This is a genomic window from Bradyrhizobium sp. WBOS07 (assembly GCF_024585165.1).
Taxonomy (GTDB): Bacteria; Pseudomonadota; Alphaproteobacteria; order Rhizobiales; family Xanthobacteraceae; genus Bradyrhizobium; species Bradyrhizobium japonicum_B.
Genome location: NZ_CP029008.1, coordinates 5251618 through 5268306, shown reverse-complemented (window position 1 = coordinate 5268306; position 16689 = coordinate 5251618). Strand labels below are relative to the sequence as shown.

Annotated in this window: 14 protein-coding genes; 7 read left to right on the top strand and 7 right to left on the bottom strand. The window is 65.5% G+C overall.

Annotated features, from left to right (window positions below; translation table 11 throughout):
- Positions 1-10: 10 nt before the first annotated feature.
- From DCM79_RS25095 to DCM79_RS25075, 5 genes are all read right to left on the bottom strand, one after another.
- On the bottom strand, positions 11-1618 hold the full coding sequence (locus DCM79_RS25095; protein WP_257176803.1) for a hypothetical protein: 1608 nt from the start codon (positions 1616-1618) through the stop codon (positions 11-13).
- A gap of 37 nt (positions 1619-1655) precedes the next feature.
- Entirely contained in the window at positions 1656-2948 is a 1293-nt protein-coding gene (locus DCM79_RS25090) for an adenylosuccinate synthase (RefSeq protein ID WP_028138314.1), read from the bottom strand.
- Positions 2949-3188: 240 nt separating this feature from the next.
- Entirely contained in the window at positions 3189-3872 is a 684-nt protein-coding gene (locus tag DCM79_RS25085; protein WP_028138315.1) for an ABC transporter ATP-binding protein, read from the bottom strand.
- On the bottom strand, positions 3865-5091 hold the full coding sequence (locus DCM79_RS25080) for an ABC transporter permease (RefSeq protein WP_257176802.1): 1227 nt from the start codon (positions 5089-5091) through the stop codon (positions 3865-3867). Before DCM79_RS25080 ends, DCM79_RS25085 begins: the two co-directional genes overlap by 8 nt.
- Complete coding sequence (locus DCM79_RS25075) at positions 5088-6356, bottom strand: efflux RND transporter periplasmic adaptor subunit (protein WP_257176801.1); 1269 nt, start codon at positions 6354-6356, stop codon at positions 5088-5090. Before DCM79_RS25075 ends, DCM79_RS25080 begins: the two co-directional genes overlap by 4 nt.
- A gap of 332 nt (positions 6357-6688) precedes the next feature.
- Between DCM79_RS25075 and DCM79_RS25070 the strand changes: the two genes are divergently transcribed.
- Positions 6689-7621: a DMT family transporter gene (locus tag DCM79_RS25070; protein ID WP_257176800.1), complete on the top strand. Its 933-nt coding sequence runs from the start codon at positions 6689-6691 to the stop codon at positions 7619-7621.
- 8 nt (positions 7622-7629) lie between these two features.
- Here the strand turns inward: DCM79_RS25070 and DCM79_RS25065 are convergent, their stop codons facing one another.
- On the bottom strand, positions 7630-8019 hold the full coding sequence (locus tag DCM79_RS25065) for a DUF1330 domain-containing protein (RefSeq protein WP_257176799.1): 390 nt from the start codon (positions 8017-8019) through the stop codon (positions 7630-7632).
- Positions 8020-8123: 104 nt separating this feature from the next.
- Here DCM79_RS25065 and DCM79_RS25060 point away from each other — a divergent pair, with 104 nt between their 5' ends.
- A complete protein-coding gene (locus DCM79_RS25060; protein ID WP_257176798.1) occupies positions 8124-9059 on the top strand; it encodes a DMT family transporter in 936 nt (311 codons plus the stop codon).
- Between the two features lie 99 nt (positions 9060-9158).
- On the top strand, positions 9159-10136 hold the full coding sequence (locus DCM79_RS25055) for a tripartite tricarboxylate transporter substrate binding protein (RefSeq protein WP_257176797.1): 978 nt from the start codon (positions 9159-9161) through the stop codon (positions 10134-10136).
- Positions 10137-10256: 120 nt separating this feature from the next.
- Here DCM79_RS25055 and DCM79_RS25050 read toward each other — a convergent pair whose 3' ends face one another.
- Positions 10257-11942 carry a methyl-accepting chemotaxis protein gene (locus tag DCM79_RS25050; RefSeq protein WP_257180842.1) on the bottom strand — a complete coding sequence of 562 codons (1686 nt, stop codon included), beginning with the start codon at positions 11940-11942 and terminating at the stop codon, positions 10257-10259.
- Between the two features lie 254 nt (positions 11943-12196).
- On the opposite strand from DCM79_RS25050, the gene DCM79_RS25045 reads away from it, so the two are divergent.
- The 4 genes from DCM79_RS25045 to DCM79_RS25030 all read left to right on the top strand — a co-directional run bounded on the left by DCM79_RS25045 (position 12197) and on the right by DCM79_RS25030 (position 16653).
- The gene (locus DCM79_RS25045) at positions 12197-13240 is read left to right on the top strand and encodes a C-terminal binding protein (protein ID WP_028138323.1); all 1044 of its coding nucleotides are present in this window, start codon (positions 12197-12199) and stop codon (positions 13238-13240) included.
- Between the two features lie 85 nt (positions 13241-13325).
- Positions 13326-14666: an ABC transporter substrate-binding protein gene (locus DCM79_RS25040; RefSeq protein ID WP_257176796.1), complete on the top strand. Its 1341-nt coding sequence runs from the start codon at positions 13326-13328 to the stop codon at positions 14664-14666.
- Between the two features lie 138 nt (positions 14667-14804).
- The gene (locus DCM79_RS25035) at positions 14805-15761 is read left to right on the top strand and encodes a carbohydrate ABC transporter permease (RefSeq protein ID WP_257176795.1); all 957 of its coding nucleotides are present in this window, start codon (positions 14805-14807) and stop codon (positions 15759-15761) included.
- Complete coding sequence (locus tag DCM79_RS25030) at positions 15754-16653, top strand: carbohydrate ABC transporter permease (protein ID WP_373568113.1); 900 nt, start codon at positions 15754-15756, stop codon at positions 16651-16653. Before DCM79_RS25035 ends, DCM79_RS25030 begins: the two co-directional genes overlap by 8 nt.
- Positions 16654-16689 lie beyond the last annotated feature (36 nt).

Genomic DNA, 16689 nt, shown 5'->3' with positions numbered 1-16689 from the left:
TTGGCTCGACCTAATCGCCCCACTGGGCGAAGGCGTCGTTGAAGGCGCGCTCGCCCGGGGCGCCCTTCTCGATGGCGATGATGGCGCGGCGCTGGTTGGCGTAGACCAGCGGCACGTCGAACCACGAACGCTCCTTCAGGAGCTGGACGTTGCGGGCGCGGTCGGCGTCGACGTTGGACAGGCCGACCAGGAAGAAGCCTTCGGTGACCTTGACCGCAAGCCCGGCGAGCGGCGTGCCGCGCGCCTGCTCGTTCGACTTCATCAGGATGCCCGGCACGTTGGAGACGCTGCCGCCCGGAAAGTCCGGCGGCAGGATGAAGGTCAGCTCGGCCGTGTGGCTCGCCGGCAGCGAGGAGTCGGTGTTGCGGCGGAACGACATCGTCATCTTGAACTTGCGGTCGGGGATCTCGATGTCGGCGCGCACGGCGACGTCGGCCTTCTGGTTGCCGGAGGCCTTGATCGGCTCCAGCCGCCACACCACCGAGCCGACATATTGCTTGCCCTTCGGATCGGACGGATCCTCGTCATAGAGCACGACCTTCTGCGCCACCGGCGCGACCGGCTGGTCGCTCGCCGAGGGCTGGCCGACGCGATCGGGAATCTTCGGCTTGGTCTGCGGCTGCGAGGCAGTGCTCGGCGTCTCCACCACCTGGGTCGGCGAGGACTTGAACAGGTTGGTCGCGATCTGGAGCAGCGGCTTGCCCCAGAGGATGCCGGCTCCGACCAGAATCAGCACGATGCCGACGGCGATCGCGCTCTTGAACGGGAAGGCGGAGCCGGTGCGGACGCGCTTCTTGGCGTCGCGCTCGGGCGCGATGCGCGGACGCGGCGAAGGCGGCTGCGGCGCGTAGCGCTCGGCCTCCTCGATCGACTCATCGTAGGAATAGGGCGCGTCCTGCTCGCCGGCGCGGTTTTCCAGGCTCGGCTCGAGCCGGTCGAATTCCGGCGAGGGCGAGGGCACGTTGGCGTAGGTGCGGCGCGCGGCGCGGCTGGCCTGCGCGGCCGCACCGCCGAGATCATTGGCATCGGCCGTGATGTCGCGGAATCCGCGCACGCCCGGGGCGGGCGGCGGCGACGCCGGCGCTCCGAGATCGGGCGGACGGCGGGGACCGGCGCGATCGCGTCCAGCCGCCGGCGGCTCCGGCATCGCTGGCGGCGCGGCCGGTCCGGCTTGGCGCGAGGCGTCGAAACGCGGAGCGCGCGGCGGGCGCTGGGCATCGCCCTGGTCGTCGACATTGGCGGACGGACGGTCGGCCCGCGGCGGCGGAGCCGGGCGCGTCCGCGGCGGAGAGGGCGAGCCCGCAGCCGCGTTGCCTTCAGCGGCTCTCGTGCTGGCGCGGCGAAAGGCGTCCCCACTGCCGCCGCTGCGCCCGCCGCCACCGGGGCGCGAAGCCTCGCGGGCGCGCTGGGCCGCCTCCGATTCGACCTTGCGGACGGCCTCCTCCAGCGACAACCTTTCGCGGGTGATCTCGGATTCGGAGAGCGGCGGCTGCACACTGCGCAGCTGCGCGATCAGCGCCGTGCGCGCCCGCTCATAGAGCGCGCGACGGCTTTCGCCGGGAGCATTGGGGTCCAGGGCGGCAATAGCGCGGGCGATCAGCGGATAGTAATCAGCCATTTCTACTCAACTATACGCGCGTCCTGGTAAGAGATCGTTAAGCCTCAAACGGGTTTTGCACGAGAATAGTATCTTCGCGTTCGGGGCTGGTGGAAAGCAGTGCGACCGGGCACCCCACCAATTCCTCGATCCGCCGGACGTATTTGATGGCCTGGGCCGGCAGATCGGCCCAGGACCGCGCACTCGCGGTCGGCTCCTTCCAGCCTTCGATGGTCTCGTAGATCGGCTCGACCCGGGCCTGGGCACCCTCGCCGGCCGGGAAATGGTCGATCTCCTTGCCGTCGAGTCTGTAGCCGGTGCAGACCTCGATGGTGTCGAAGCCGTCGAGGATGTCGAGCTTGGTCAGCGCGAGGCCGTTGATGCCGCAGGTCCGGACCGCCTGGCGGACCAGCACGGCGTCGAACCAGCCGCAGCGGCGCGGACGGCCGGTATTGGTGCCGAACTCGCGGCCGCGCTCGCCGATCTTTCGGCCGGTCTCGTTGTCCTGCTCGGTCGGGAACGGGCCCTGGCCGACGCGGGTCGTATAGGCCTTGCACAGGCCGAGCACGTAGCCGACCGCGCCCGGCCCGAGGCCGGCACCGGTCGCGGCCTGCGCCGCCACCGTGTTGGACGAGGTGACGTAAGGGTAGGTGCCGTGGTCGACGTCGAGCAGCGCGCCTTGCGCGCCCTCGAACAGCATGCGCTTGCCTTCGCGGCGCCTGATGTCGAGCAGCCGCCACACCGTCTCGGCGTAGGGCAGCAATTGCGGCGCCAGCGCGCTCAATTCCTTCAGGATCTGCTTGCCGTCGAACTCCGGCAGATTGAGGCCGCGGCGGAGCGCATTGTGGTGGGCCAGCAGCCGGTCGATCTTGTGCGGGAGCGTGTCGAGGTCGGCGAGGTCCATCAGGCGGATGGCGCGACGGCCGACCTTGTCCTCATAGGCCGGGCCGATGCCGCGGCGGGTGGTGCCGATCGCGGTCGCCGCATTGGCGGATTCGCGATGCGCGTCGAGCTCGCGGTGCAGCGGCAGGATCAGGGTGACGTTCTCGGCCACCCGCAGGTTGTCCGGAGAGACCGCGACGCCCTGCGAGCGCAGCTTGGTGACCTCGTCGAGGAAGGCAGAGGGGTCGAACACCACGCCATTGCCGATCACCGACAGCTTGCCCTCGCGCAGCACGCCCGAGGGCAGGAGCGCGAGCTTGTAGGTCTTGCCGTTGATGACCAGCGTGTGGCCGGCGTTATGGCCGCCCTGGAAGCGGACGACGATGTCCGCCTGCTCAGACAACCAGTCGACGATCTTGCCCTTCCCTTCGTCGCCCCACTGGGCGCCGACGACGACAACATTGGCCATTCGCGGGTAATCCCTGTTCAATCTGTCTCTAGGAGGCATGATCCTCGCGGAAAACCGGTGCCCACTCTTCCGGGATCATGCCTGCGCCCAGCCCTCTCGGCGGCCGCAGCCGCCCGCACGCAAGGCAGCCCACCGGATAAAGGAAGCAGCTCCTCTAGGCAAGCAAGAACGAGGCTTTTTCGCGACCCGACGCCCGCCCCAAGCCTTTGATATCCCCGAAAAATCCGCCCTGCCGGGACCTCAGGCCCGAATGCGGCCGTCGATCACTTCGATGATCCGGTCGCAGCGCCGCGCCAAGTCCATATTGTGGGTCACCAGAAGGAAACTCGTACCGCTGTCGCGATTGACCTGCCGCATCAGCCTGAACACGGCTTCGGCCGAGCTCGTGTCGAGATTTCCGGTCGGCTCGTCGGCCAGCACGAGATCGGGGTTCATGGCGAGCGCACGAGCCACCGCGACGCGCTGCTGCTGGCCGCCGGACATGTTGTTGGCGAGATTGCCGGCCAACTTCTCCAGCCCGACCTGAGCCAGCAGCTGGTTGGCTCGCGCCTCGACGTCCGCAGACGGGAAGCCGCGGTCCACCAGCATCGGCATCATGACGTTTTCCCGCGCCGTGAACGCCGAGATCAGCAGATGATACTGAAAGACGAAGCCGATCGTCCGCCCGCGCAGGCGGGTGATCTCGGCATCGTCGAGAGCTGCGGTGTCTTGGCTCTTGATCAGCAGGCGGCCCGAGGTCGGCCGGTCGAGCAGCCCGACGATGTTGAGCAGCGTACTCTTGCCCGAACCGGACGGACCTATGAGGGCGAGGAACTCGCCGTGATCGAGCTCGAGGTCGATGTCGTGCAGCACCTCGGTTTCGGTCGGCAGCCCGACATTGTAGCTCTTGCACACGCGCTCGAGACGGAGGATCTGGTCAGCCACGGATCGCCACCACCGGATCGAGTTTGGCGGCCCGTACCGCCGGCGCCATTGCGGCGAGAAGACCGGTGGCGGTGGCCAGCAGCGTCGCATAAACGAACAGGCTGCGCTCCAGGACCAGGGGAAACAGCTCGCTACCGTCGGCCTGACGCGCGACCGAGTGCCAATAGACCAGCGCGAACGCGCCCATCGCCGCCCCGAGCAGCGAACCGACGAAGCCGAGCAGCCCGCCCTGAACCAGGAAGACCCGCAAGATCTGTCCGCGCGTCGTGCCCATCGCACGCAAGATGCCGATATCCTTCGAGCGTTGGATCACCGACACGATCAGCACGGCCGCGATGCCGAATGCGACGGAGAGACCGACGAAGAGGCGAATGAGCGTGTTGGAGTTCTGCTGGGCCTGCACGGCGGCGAAGAACTGCGCATTGGTCTTGATCCAGCTGTCGGCCTCGACCACGTTGGCCGCCTGGATGCGCTGGGCGATTTGCTCAGCCGCATAGATGTCACTGACCGTCAGATCGATGGTGGTGACACCGCCGATCATCCCCAGCAACGATTGTGCGGTCCGCAGGGCGACGTAACATACCCGCTGGTTGACGCCCTTGTTGCCGAGATCGACGAGGCCGGAGATCGTCAGGACGCGGGTTGCTCCGGAGGCGGCGCGGATGTTGAGCTTGTCGCCAACGGTGGCGCCCAGCTCCTTTGCGAGCTCGATGCCGATGATGACGTCCTCGCTGGTGAGTCGCGGCTCGCCGGCGACGATATAGTCCGGCACCTTGACGATCTTGAAATAGGAGTCTGGTTCGACGCCCGACAGGCTGACCGAGCGGCTGGCATCGCCCCGGACCGCAAGCACCGAGCCGAGGATGGTCGGCGCGGCCGTGACGACCTCGGGCATCGCCTGCATCTGGGCTCTGATCTTCGGCCATTGATCGATCGAGAGCACCCGCTGGCTCGGACGCTGCACCACTGCGTCCTCGATCTCGCCTGCTCCGTTACGCAGAGGGCGCGCGATCTGATCGGGCGCGAGCAGCTGGATCTGGGGCTGTGAGGTCAGTACGCGCTTGATGAAATTCGCCTGAAGTCCGGCAAGCATCGCCGACATGAATACGATGACGCCGACGCCGATCGATATGCCGCCAACGATGAAGATGGTCTGGAGCCGGCCCTCGCGCAGGAACCGGACCGCCATGGTCCATTCGATCGGCAGCCAATGGTTCATTGCAGAACGGGCCGGAGACGCTGGCCGGCCAGAACGCCGGAGCTCTGAGGAATCACGACATCGCCGGCGGCGACACCTGCGGTAATCTCGACATGGCTGTTGCCACGCAGCCCGAGCCTGACCGCCCGCTGACTGGCGCGACCGTCCTTGATTCCGAGCACCCAGGGCTTGCTGGACAGCGCGTCATGCACCGAACGCAAGGGCAGGATCAGCGCATCGTCCCGGGCGGCAATCTCGATGTCGACCGAGACCGTCATGTCCTGGCGCAAATAGTCCGGAGGGTCGGCGACGGTCAGCTTCACCTCGACCGAGGCGCGCGAAATGTCGATGCCGGGATTGATATAGCTGATGGTGGAGGCAAACCTCCGGTCCGGATAGGCGTCGGCCGAGGCGAGCGCGTTCTGCCCGAGAGCGATCTTGCCGAGATTGCGCTCATCGATCTGCAGCACGAGCTGCACGTCCCCGTCCGGTGCCAGCACCAGCAGGGTCTTGCCGGGCTGCACCACCGTGCCGCGCTCGACATTGCGCGTGATCAGGACGCCGTCGCGCGGTGCGGTAATCGTTGCATAGCCGAGCCGGGACTCGGCCGTATCGAGATTGGCGCGCGCCTGGTTGGCTTGCGTCTGCGCCATCACGTAATCGCTGCCGCCCGGGCTCGCGGTGTAGACCTGGAATTGCGCGGCACGCATTGCGGCGCGTGCAACGTCCAGCGTCTTCTGGGCATCATCGAGTGCGGCGCGGGTCGCATAGCCGTTGCGTTCGAGCTGGGCGGTGCGGTCATAAGTCTGCTGGGCATTGAGCAGCGTGGCCTGCGCCTGGGCCAATGCCTCCTTGGCGGAGGGCAGCGTCAGTTCCTCGAGTTGTCTGATGCGCGCCTCGGCCTGCGCCACCGCGCCTTCCGACTGGACGACGGCCGCCTTCAATTCGCGCGCCTCCAGCGAGATCAACGGCTGGCCCTTGCTGACCCGTTCGCCTGCCCGAACCAGCACCTCCCGCACGGTGGCGGTGATCTGGCTGCCGATCTCGACCCGGTAAGGCGTTTCGACATGGCCGCTCGCCACCACCGTCTCAACCAGCCGGCCCTGCCTGACCTGATCGACAACGATCGTTGGCCCCAGGAGCATGCGGACGCTCTGCCAGACGCCAAGGCCGAGCAGCACAATCGCGAGGAGGATGAACCATTTGTGAGCGAGGAATCCCGGCCACAGCGCCGCTATGGAGGGCCGGCCCTTCTGCTGCCGCAGGATGATTGTTTGCTCGACCATACCACTGCCATGCGGCTCGCGCGAAAGCCACGCGACCGACGTCTCGCTTCGATTGCTGGCCATGAGAATCCGGCCGATACCGAGACGCTAGCGGGGCGCCGGAAGTCGAGGTTGTTCTAGGTCAAGAGGTTACGCCGAATTTAGGGGCGCGCGTGGGTTCGGCTCCCCGTCGGGCCGGCGGACCAGGTTCCCCGCAATGGAGTGCATGGGCGCGATGCACCAGCCCCATTGATATTCGGGGCATTTCCGTGTCTTTGAGACTGGCCGGGCGACGAAGCGGCCCGCCACCGGGCCGGGCCCCGGTGCATGATTCGGGGGCCATACCCATCACAATGTCCGCCACCGGTCAGACCACGAGCGCGGAAAAGTCCGGTCACAGCTGGATCGCCAACCAGCCTTACCTGCTGCTCAGCATCACCGCCTTGTGCTGGGCCGGCAATGCCATCGTCGGGCGGCTCGCCGCCGGCCACATCCCGCCGGTCACGCTGTCGTTCCTGCGCTGGTTCTTCGCCTTCCTGCTGGTGCTGCCGTTCGCCTGGAAGCACCTGGCCCAGGACTGGCCGGCGATCCGCGGCAAGCTCGGCCTGATGGTCACGCTCTCGATCACCGGCATCGGCGCCTTCAACACCCTGCAATATTGGGCGCTGGAGCACACCCAGGCCCTCAACACTCTGCTGCTGCAGTCGGCCGCGCCGCTGGTCGTGGCGCTGTGGTCGCTGGTCATCCTCGGCATCCGCCTCACCGCGGCGCAGGCGTTCGGCGTGCTGCTGTCGATGTGCGGCGTGCTCACGATCCTGCTGCACGGCGATTTCACCACGCTGTCGAACATCGATTTCAACAAGGGCGACCTCATCTTCATCGTCGCGCTCGTCATCTTCGCGCTGTATTCGGTGCTGACGCTGAAGCGACCGCCGATGCACGGCCTGTCGTTCCTGGCCTTCACCTTCGGGGTCGGCGCCGCCTGCCTCGTTCCGCTGGAGATCTGGGAATTGTCCGCACGGCCCGTGATGAAGCTCGACGGGCCGAACCTGCTGACGCTGTTCTACGTCGCGGTGTTCCCCTCGACGCTCGCCTATCTCTGCTTCAACCGCGGCGTGCGCCTGATCGGCGCCAACCGCGCCGCACCGTTCTTCCACGTCGTGCCGGTATTCGGCTCGATCATGGCGATGGCGTTCCTCGGCGAGCACCCGCAGGCATTCCATTTCATCGGCTTTGCGCTGGTGCTGTCGGGCGTGTTCGTGGCGTCAAGGAAACAGGCGGGGTAGGCGTCGGACTATTTCATCTTGAACTTGCTGTAGGCTTCGCTGGTCGCGATGATGACGTGCTCGGCGCAGCCGTTGACGCGATGCGGATCGGCCTCGCGCTCGTAGGCCTCCGACGTCATCATGTCCAGGAAAGCCGCGACGGTCGGATAATAGACCAGTGCGACGAAATCCCAGCCGTTGCCGGCGTGCGGACCGAGTGCGATCGCCTTGGCCTCGCCCGTCCAGAGCAGCGTGCCGCCGCGCGCCTTGATCATCGGCACCGTGATGGCGCTGTAGCGCAAATAAGCGTCCCAGCCGGACCCGTCGCCGTCGCGCGAGCGCGCGTGGAAACGCATCAGGTTCAGCATCACCACCGGCGCCTGCGGATCGAGCCGCTCCAAGCCTTCGATGTTCAACATGTTGACCGCCAAGGGCACCTCCCCGACCATGCCTGCATTGTAGCATTGCGACCCCGTGACTTGTGCCACGACGCCGATCCGGCGCAAGCTCCTATGCAACGCCAATGACGATCGCTTCGCCCGCGCCAAAGGCCTCCAATCCGGCCGGTTGGCTCAACAACCAGCCTTATCTGCTGCTCAGCCTGAGCTCGCTGTTCTGGGCCGGCAACATCGTGCTCGCGCGTCATGTCGGCGCGCATGTGCCTCCGCTGACGGTGACCACGATCCGCTGGTTCGGCGTGTTCCTGATCCTGCTGCCGTTCGCCTGGCCGCATCTGAAGCGGGACTGGCCTGCCTTGCGCAGCAGCCTGCCCTTGATGCTGTTCCTGTCGCTGGTGGGCTTTGCCTACAACAACGCGATCTCGTACTGGGCGATGCAATATACGGAGGCGCTGAACGCCCTGCTGATCCAGTCGGCAGGTCCGCTGTTCGTGGCGCTGTGGTCGCTGGTGCTGTTCGGCGTGCGGCTGACGGGTGCGCAATTCGCCGGCATCGCGATTTCGCTCGTTGGCGTACTGATCATCATCCTGCGCGGCGATCTCGCTGCGCTGGCCGGCATCAGCTTCAACAGGGGCGACATCATGTTCGCCTCCTCGCTGGTGGCGTTCGGGATCTACTCCGCCTTCATCCCGCGGCGGCCAAAGATCCATCAGCTGTCCTTCCTGTCTTTCACCACCTGCTGCGGGGCGACGATGCTGCTGCCGACGGCGATCTGGGAGGCGGCAAGCGGCCGCGTCCTGCAACTCGACGGGATAACGCTGGCGACGCTGGGCTACGTCCTGATCTTTCCCTCGGCGCTGGCCTATCTGTTCTTCAACCGCGGCGTGGCGCTGATCGGGCCGAACCGGGCTGCGCCGTTCTTCCATCTGGTACCGGTATTCGGCTCGGCGATGGCGATCCTGCTGCTCGGCGAAAAACTGCAGCCGTTCCACCTGATCGGCTACGCCCTGGTGCTCGCCGGCGTCGTGATCGCCTCACGGCAAGGGTCGGCCGTGAAGTAATTCCGCACGGCGGACGAACGACCGAGTGAATTCGCGTCTTTTGATTTTTGCATGAACACGCTAGGTTCCCCATCAACCAAAAAGAGGGAACGTCTCAAGATGATTTCAGGGCTGATTCGAAACTTGCGTGCCGTGGCTGCGGCCGCATTGTGCTTCGCCACAGCATCCACGGCCCAGGCCGACAATTATCCGAGCCGCAACATCACGCTGGTGCTGCCGTTCGCGGCCGGCAGCGGCACGGACACCACGACACGACTGATCTCGCAGCATCTGTCGCAGGCGCTCGGCGTCGGCATCGTGATCGAGAACAAGGCGGGCGCCAACGGCATGCTCGCGGCGACCTATGTCGCGAAGGCCGCCCCCGACGGCTACACGCTGCTGGTGACCACCAACACCACGCATTCGGCCAATCCCTATCTGCTCAAGAGCCTCACCTACGATCCCGTCAAGGACTTCACGCCGATCGCGCGCACCGGCGATCTGCCCTTCATGCTGGTGGTCAATCCGGAGGTGCCGGCCAAGACGGTCGCCGAGCTCGTTGCCTATGGCAAGGCCAACCCGGGCAAGCTGAGCTACGCCTCGGGATCGTCCTCGGCGATCGTCTCGGGCGCGACCTTTGCGCACAATGCCGGGCTCGACCTCCTGCACGTGCCCTACAAGAGCTCGCCGCCGGCGCTCAACGACGTCATGGGCGGGCGCGTCTCGATGATGTTCGTCGACATCCTGACCGGCCTGCCGCACGTCAACGGCAACGCGCTGCGTGCGCTCGCCGTCACCACCAAGGACCGTTCGCCGCTGGTGCCGCATCTGCCCTCGATGCAGGAGGCCGGCGTGCCGGACTTCGACATCTCGTCCTGGCAGGGTTATTTCGGACCGGCCGGCCTGCCCAAGGAGATCGTGACGCGGCTCAACGCGGAAATCAGGAAGATCATCGAGAATCCGGAGATCAAGGCCAAGCTCGCCACGCTCGGCATGGACGCCTTCTCCGGCACGCCGGAACAGCTCGCCTCGTTCGTGAAGGATCAGCTCGTGCTGTGGGACAAGCTGATCACGAACGCGAAGATCGAGAAGCAGTAGGCCGGTCTCGTAGGGTGGGCAAAGCGAAGCGTGCCCACCGAGAGTCGCACCGAACTCAAAAAGAAAAGGTGGGCACGACGCTTCGCGTCTTTGCCCACCCTACGAATTCAGCGCAAGAATTTACGCCGCGCGCACCTTGGCGAGGAAGCCGTCCACCGCGCTGCGTAGCGCGCCGGACTGGGTGTCCAGCTCGCGGGCGTTGGTGAGCACATCGCCTGCCGCCGCGCCGGTCGCTTCCGCGGCCGAGGTGACGCTGCCGATATGCGCGTTGATCTCGCCCGATCCGGCCGCGACCGACTGGATGTTGCGGGCGATCTCGCGGGTGGCCTCGCCCTGCTGCTCGATCGAGGCGGAGATGCCCGCGGTGATCTCGCTCATTTCCGCGATCGTCTGCGTGATGCCGCCGATCGCGACCACCGCATCGCTGGTCGAGGTCTGCATCGCCGCAACCTGGGCCGAGATCTCCTCGGTGGCCTTGGCGGTCTGATTGGCGAGCGCCTTGACCTCGGAGGCGACCACGGCGAAGCCGCGGCCGGACTCGCCGGCGCGTGCCGCCTCGATGGTGGCGTTGAGCGCGAGCAGGTTGGTCTGCGCCGCGATCGAGTGAATGAGCTTGACCACCTCGCCGATTTTCTCGGCGCCGGTGGAGAGCTCCTGCACCGTGGCGTTGGTGCGCTCGGCGTCGCTGACGGCGCGGCTCGCAACTTCGGTCGAGCGCGTCACCTGGCGCGAGATCTCCGCCACCGAGCTTGAGAGCTCCTCGGCGGCGGCCGCGACCGTGCCGACATTGCCGGAGGCCTTCTGCGAGGCAGCGCCGACCGTCGCCGCACGCGAGGAGGCGTCGCTGGCGGTCGCGGTCATCGACTGCGCCGTCGTCTGCATGCCGGCCGCGGCCGAGGAGACCGAGCGGACGATGCCGTTGACGCTGCGTTCGAAGTCGTCGGCCAGCTCTTCCATCGCATGGCGACGTTCCGCCGCGGCGCGCTGCTGCGCGGCCGCCTCGGTCTGCTCGAGCTCGCGAATCTTCTCCGCATTAGTCTTGAAGATCTGGACGGTCGCGGCCATTGCGCCGACCTCGTCGCCGCGACCGACGCCGGGAATGTCGCCTTCGAGCTTGCCGTCGGCGAGGTCCTTCATGCGGGCGCCGAGGACGCTCAGCGGACGGCTGATACTGCGACCGATCAGCCAAGCGACGCCACCAGCCACGACCATGATGCCGAGCAGGGAGAGGCCGAGCAGCCAGGCCACCGGCGCTAGCTTGGCATCGAGGTCGTCGAGATACACTCCGGTGCCGACAAACATATTCCAGCCTGGAATCGCCACAGCGTAGGACAGCTTGCGGGTGACTTGCTTCTCGCCGGGCCGATAATATTCATAGCGCAGCGTGACGTCGCCCTTGGCGGCGATGCCGTCACGCAGCTCGCGCGTCAGCTTGCGGCCGTTGGTCTCGATATCGAGCCGGTTGGAGCCGAACTGCTTCGGGTCGGGCGTCAGGACGGCGACGCCATCCATCGTATAGGCAAATATGTAGCCCGATCCCTTGTCATAGGTCATCGAGGCGCCGCGGCGAACGAACTCCGCGACGGCGGCTTCCTTGGTCAGCTGCCCGGCATCGACCTGCTTCTGCAGACCCAGCGCCATGTTGCGCGACATTTCGACCATGGCCTTGGTCTGCTCGAAACGGGCCTCGAGCAGTTGCTGCTGCATCAAATAGCCCGCCAATGCCCCCGCGACGCACAGGCCGAGCATGGCCACGGCGACGAGGATGCCCAGCTTCGATGCGATCTTCAGATTGCTCAACTTCACCATAGGGCCCCTCGGATGGCGCGGACACACCGCAAATCTCTTGGATTTGAATCAACCTTTAGTAGGACACCCCTTAGCAAGTTACTTACGTGCCTCCGTAGAAGCCCGGACGCGGCCACGAAATCCGGCAACTTATCTCCAAACCAGCAACCGGGGATTGTACGCACACGCTCCGATTTCGCGTAAAAGACGCAAAGGCCGGCCGCGGAGGCGGGTCACAACAAGAACCGACAAACCAAATCGGGAGCAAGAAAATGCCGAAATACAGGGTGGTGACGCCGAAGGGCGCCAGCTTCACGGTCGCCGGCAGCGATTATTCCTACGAGCGCGAGGCGCTCGATCCGATCGATGCCGAGATCGTCGAGGCGCCCGCCGACGAGGCCGGATTCATCGCCGCCGCGAAGAATGCCGACGCGATCTATGCCAAGGGCATCCCCATCACCAAGTCGATCATCGACGCCCTGGACACTTGCAAGGTCATCACGCTCGGCTCGGTCGGCGTCGACAGCGTCGACGTCAAGGCCGCCACCGCCCGCGGAATCCCGGTGACCAACATTCCCGACACCTTCATCGAGGAGGTCGCCGACCACGCCATGATGCTGCTGCTTGCCGGCTTCCGCCGCCTGGTCGAGCAGGACCGCATGGTGCGCGACGGCCGCTGGGCCGAAGGCCGGCCGGCGCTGCTCAAGGTCCCGCGCCTGATGGGTCAGACGCTCGGTTTCGTCTCGTTCGGGCGCGTCGCGCGTGCCGTCGCCAAGCGCGCAGCGCCGTTCGGCCTGCGCATGATGGCCTACGATCCCTTCATCCAGGAAACGCTGATGTACGACCATGGCGTGATCCCCGCGACGCTGAACGAGGTGCTGTCGCAATCCGACTTCGTCTCGATGCATGCTCCGGCAAGGCCCGAGGTGCATCACATGCTGACCGAGAAGCACTTCCGGCAGATGAAGAAGGGCTCGATCTTCATCAACACCGGGCGCGGCGCCACCGTGGACGAGGAGAGCCTGATCAAGGCGCTGCAGGAGGGCTGGATCGCGCACGCCGCGCTCGACGTGCTGGAGAAGGAACCGCCGTCGCACAACAATCCCCTGCTCGGCATGGAGAACGTGACCCTGACCGCCCACGTCGCCTCGGCCTCGGCACGGTTTGACGAGGCGCGCAAGCGCCGGGTGGGCTACGAATTGTCACTGGTGTTGCAGGGCATGTGGCCGGTAAGCTGCGTCAATCCGTCGGTGCTGCAGAATACCACGCTCCGCCGCTGGCAACCCGTCAGCATGGATCGCGGGCCGAACAGCTAGGCGGCCGGCGCAAAGGCGCCAAAGGACCGAAACGACCCTTCACCGGCGGTCAACGCCGGGAAGGGAAACATATAGGGAGGTACTGATGAGGAACGACATCACCCGTCGTGATGCCTTGGCGCTGGGCCTATCCGCTGCAACCTTCGCCGCCACCGGTGCTGCAGCGCAAACATCCACTATCAAGGCTGCCGACGTTCCGACACCCAAGCGCGAGATCGAGAAGGGTGCAACCCTGCGCATGCTGCGCCCGGTGCGCTTCGTCCAGGCCGACGAGGACGTGTTCCGCGCCAATGCGGCGAAGTTCACCAAGGAGACCGGGGTCGAGGTCAAGGTCGACTTCGTCGGCTGGGAGGACATCAACCAGCAGACCGCGGTCACCTCGAACTCCGGCGCCGGCCCCGACATCATCATCGGCTTCTCCGACGCCCCCCACATCTACATCGACAAGCTGGTCGAGCTGACCGACGTCGCCGACTACCTCGGCAAGCGCTATGGCGGCTGGCTGCCGCTGGCGCAGCGCTACGGCAAGAAGAACAAGAGCGACGCCTGGATTGGGTTGCCGTTCGGCGCCACCGCCGGGCCCCTGATCTACCGCAAGTCGATCCTGCAATCGGTCGGCTTCGACAAGGTGCCGGAAGACCACGCCGGGATCCTCGACCTCTGCCAGAAGCTGCACAAGGCCGGCAAGCCGGCCGGCTTCGCGCTGGGCAATGCCAAGGGCGACGGCAACGGCTTTGCGAACTGGGCGCTGTGGTCGCACAATGCCTCCCTGCTCGACGAGGAGGGCAACGTCATTATCAACAGCAAGGAGACGATCGCCGCCCTGAACTGGGTCAAGCAGATCTACCCGACCTTCATCGCCGGCACGACGTCGTGGAACGACGTCAGCAACAACCGCGCCTATTCCTCACAGGAAATTTCCCTGACCGCGAACGGCGTCTCGCTGTATTTCTCGCTGAAGAACGATCCGGCGACCAAGGCAATCGCCGACGACAGCGAGCACCAGCTGCTGCCGAAGGGCCTCGCCAAGGTCTCGCCGATGGCGGGCCTGACACTGAACGCGATGCTGTTCAAGCACAGCCAGTACCCCAATGCGGCGAAGGCCTTCCTGCAATTCATGCTGGAGAAAGACCAATACGAGCCCTGGCTCAATGCCAATTCCGGTTATTGGTCGCAGCCACTGGCCGCCTATGCCGAGGCCGCCGTCTGGAAGGGCGATCCGAAGGTCTCGATCTTCAAGGATACGATGAACAGCACCTATTACGACGGCTACAAGGGGCCGATCTCCACGGCCACGGGCGCGGTGAGTGCCGACTACGTGCTGATTCAGATGTGCTCTGCCGTTGCGACCGGCGCGGCCACGCCGGAGGCCGCGGCCGCGGAAGCCGAGCAGCGCTGCAAGCGGTACTTCCGGCGGCAGAGGTAGCGCGACGACCGAGCCCTCGTCATTGCGCGGAGCACTTGCGACGAAGCAATCCAGACGATCACTCCGAGACAGACTGGATTGCTTCGCTTCGCTCGCAATGACCGATTAGCGACAGCCTAGAACAGGACGCCGACACCGATGTCCGTGACGACACTTTCCTCCTCCGCCCTGGCGCATCGTCAACCCTCCTGGCTGGTGCGGCTGTTCGACTACAAGCCGTTCCTGATCGTGATGTGCCTTGCTCCCGCGATCGGGCTGCTCACGGTGTTCTTGACCTATCCGCTCGGTCTCGGCATCTGGCTCGCCTTCACCGACACCACGATCGGCCGACGCGGCGTCTATGTCGGCCTCGAAAACTTCCAGTATCTGCTCACCGATCCGCTGTGGTGGAATGCCGTGTTCTACAGCGTGGTCTATACCGGGATCGCGACGTTCGGGAAGTTCGCGCTCGGCTTCTGGCTCGCGCTGCTGCTCAACAACCATTTTCCGTTCAAGAGCCTGTTGCGTGCGATCATCCTGCTGCCCTGGATCGTGCCGACCGTGCTGTCGGCGCTGGCGTTCTGGTGGATCTACGATCCGCAATTCTCGATCATCTCCTACCTGCTCGTCGACGTACTGCACTGGCGGTCGAGCAATATCGACTTCCTCGGTTCGCCCTGGCCGGCGCGCTTCTCGCTGATCGCCGCCAACATCTGGCGCGGCATCCCCTTCGTCGCGATCTCGCTGCTGGCGGGCCTGCAGACCATCTCGCCTTCGCTCTACGAGGCCGCGATGCTCGACGGCGCCAGCGCCTGGCAGCGCTTCCGCTACATCACCTTCCCGATGATGATGCCGATCCTCGCCATCGTCATGACCTTCTCCATCATCTTCACCTTCACCGACTTCCAGCTGGTCTACGCCATCACCCGCGGCGGGCCCGGCAACTCCACGCATCTGCTGGCGACGCTGGCCTTCCAGCGCGGCATCGCCGGCGGCGAGCTCGGCGAAGGTGCGGCGATCGCGGTGTCGATGATCCCGTTCCTGGTGTTCGCGACGCTGTTTTCCTATTTCGGCCTGGCGCGCCGCAAATGGCAGCAGGGAGAGGACAATGACTGATACCGTCGCGCAAAACGGCACCGCCGACGCCAAAGCCGCGCCCGACACCATGGCCTGGGATTCCGGCCTGCGGCGGCTGATGATGATCTATCTGCCGCTCGGCTGCTTCGTGCTAATCCTGCTGTTCCCGTTCTACTGGATGGCGATCACCTCGTTCAAGCCGAACGCGGAGCTGATGAACTACAAGGCGCACAATCCGTTCTGGATCTCCTCGCCGACGCTCGCCCACATCAAGCATCTTCTGTTCGACACGGCCTATCCGCACTGGTTGAAGACGACGATGCTGGTCGCGATCGGCTCGACCACGCTGTCCCTGGTCGCATCGACGCTCGCCGCTTATGCCATCGAGCGCCTGCGCTTCCGCGGCAGCCCCTATGTCGGGCTCGGGATCTACCTTGCCTATCTCGTGCCGCCGTCGATCCTGTTCATTCCGCTGGCCACCGTCGTGGTGCAATTCGGCCTGTTCGACAGCCCTCTCGCGTTGATCCTGGTCTATCCGACCTTCCTGGTGCCGTTCTGCACCTGGCTCCTGATCGGCTATTTCAAGTCGATCCCCTATGAGCTCGAGGAGTGCGCGCTGGTCGACGGCGCGACGCGGCTGCAGATCCTGCGCCGGATCACGCTGCCGCTGGCGGTGCCCGGGCTGATCTCGGCCGGCATCTTCTCCTTCACGCTGTCATGGAACGAGTTCATCTATGCGCTCGCCTTCATCCAGAGCGGCGCCAACAAGACCGTGCCGGTTGCCATCCTCACCGAGCTCGTCACCGGCGACGTCTACCAATGGGGCGCGCTGATGGCGGGCTCGCTGCTCGGCTCGTTGCCGGTTGCGATCTTTTACTCGTTGTTCGTGGATTACTACGTGTCGTCGCTGACCGGGGCGGTGAAGGAGTAGCCTCGATCTCTCGTCCCCTCTCCTCATTTTGATGGG

Bases quoted from the DNA above. Each gene is read 5' to 3' on its own strand.
- DCM79_RS25055 (WP_257176797.1), top strand. From the start codon at position 9,159: ATGATTTCAGGGCTGATTCGAAACTTGCGTGCCGTGGCTGCGGCCGCA.
- DCM79_RS25090 (WP_028138314.1), bottom strand. From the start codon at position 2,948: ATGGCCAATGTTGTCGTCGTCGGCGCCCAGTGGGGCGACGAAGGGAAG.
- DCM79_RS25035 (WP_257176795.1), top strand. From the start codon at position 14,805: ATGTCCGTGACGACACTTTCCTCCTCCGCCCTGGCGCATCGTCAACCC.
- DCM79_RS25080 (WP_257176802.1), bottom strand. From the start codon at position 5,091: ATGAACCATTGGCTGCCGATCGAATGGACCATGGCGGTCCGGTTCCTG.
- DCM79_RS25095 (WP_257176803.1), bottom strand. From the start codon at position 1,618: ATGGCTGATTACTATCCGCTGATCGCCCGCGCTATTGCCGCCCTGGAC.
- DCM79_RS25030 (WP_373568113.1), top strand. From the start codon at position 15,754: ATGACTGATACCGTCGCGCAAAACGGCACCGCCGACGCCAAAGCCGCG.
- DCM79_RS25040 (WP_257176796.1), top strand. From the start codon at position 13,326: ATGAGGAACGACATCACCCGTCGTGATGCCTTGGCGCTGGGCCTATCC.
- DCM79_RS25070 (WP_257176800.1), top strand. From the start codon at position 6,689: ATGTCCGCCACCGGTCAGACCACGAGCGCGGAAAAGTCCGGTCACAGC.
- DCM79_RS25060 (WP_257176798.1), top strand. From the start codon at position 8,124: ATGACGATCGCTTCGCCCGCGCCAAAGGCCTCCAATCCGGCCGGTTGG.
- DCM79_RS25065 (WP_257176799.1), bottom strand. From the start codon at position 8,019: ATGTTGAACATCGAAGGCTTGGAGCGGCTCGATCCGCAGGCGCCGGTG.
- DCM79_RS25075 (WP_257176801.1), bottom strand. From the start codon at position 6,356: ATGGTCGAGCAAACAATCATCCTGCGGCAGCAGAAGGGCCGGCCCTCC.
- DCM79_RS25045 (WP_028138323.1), top strand. From the start codon at position 12,197: ATGCCGAAATACAGGGTGGTGACGCCGAAGGGCGCCAGCTTCACGGTC.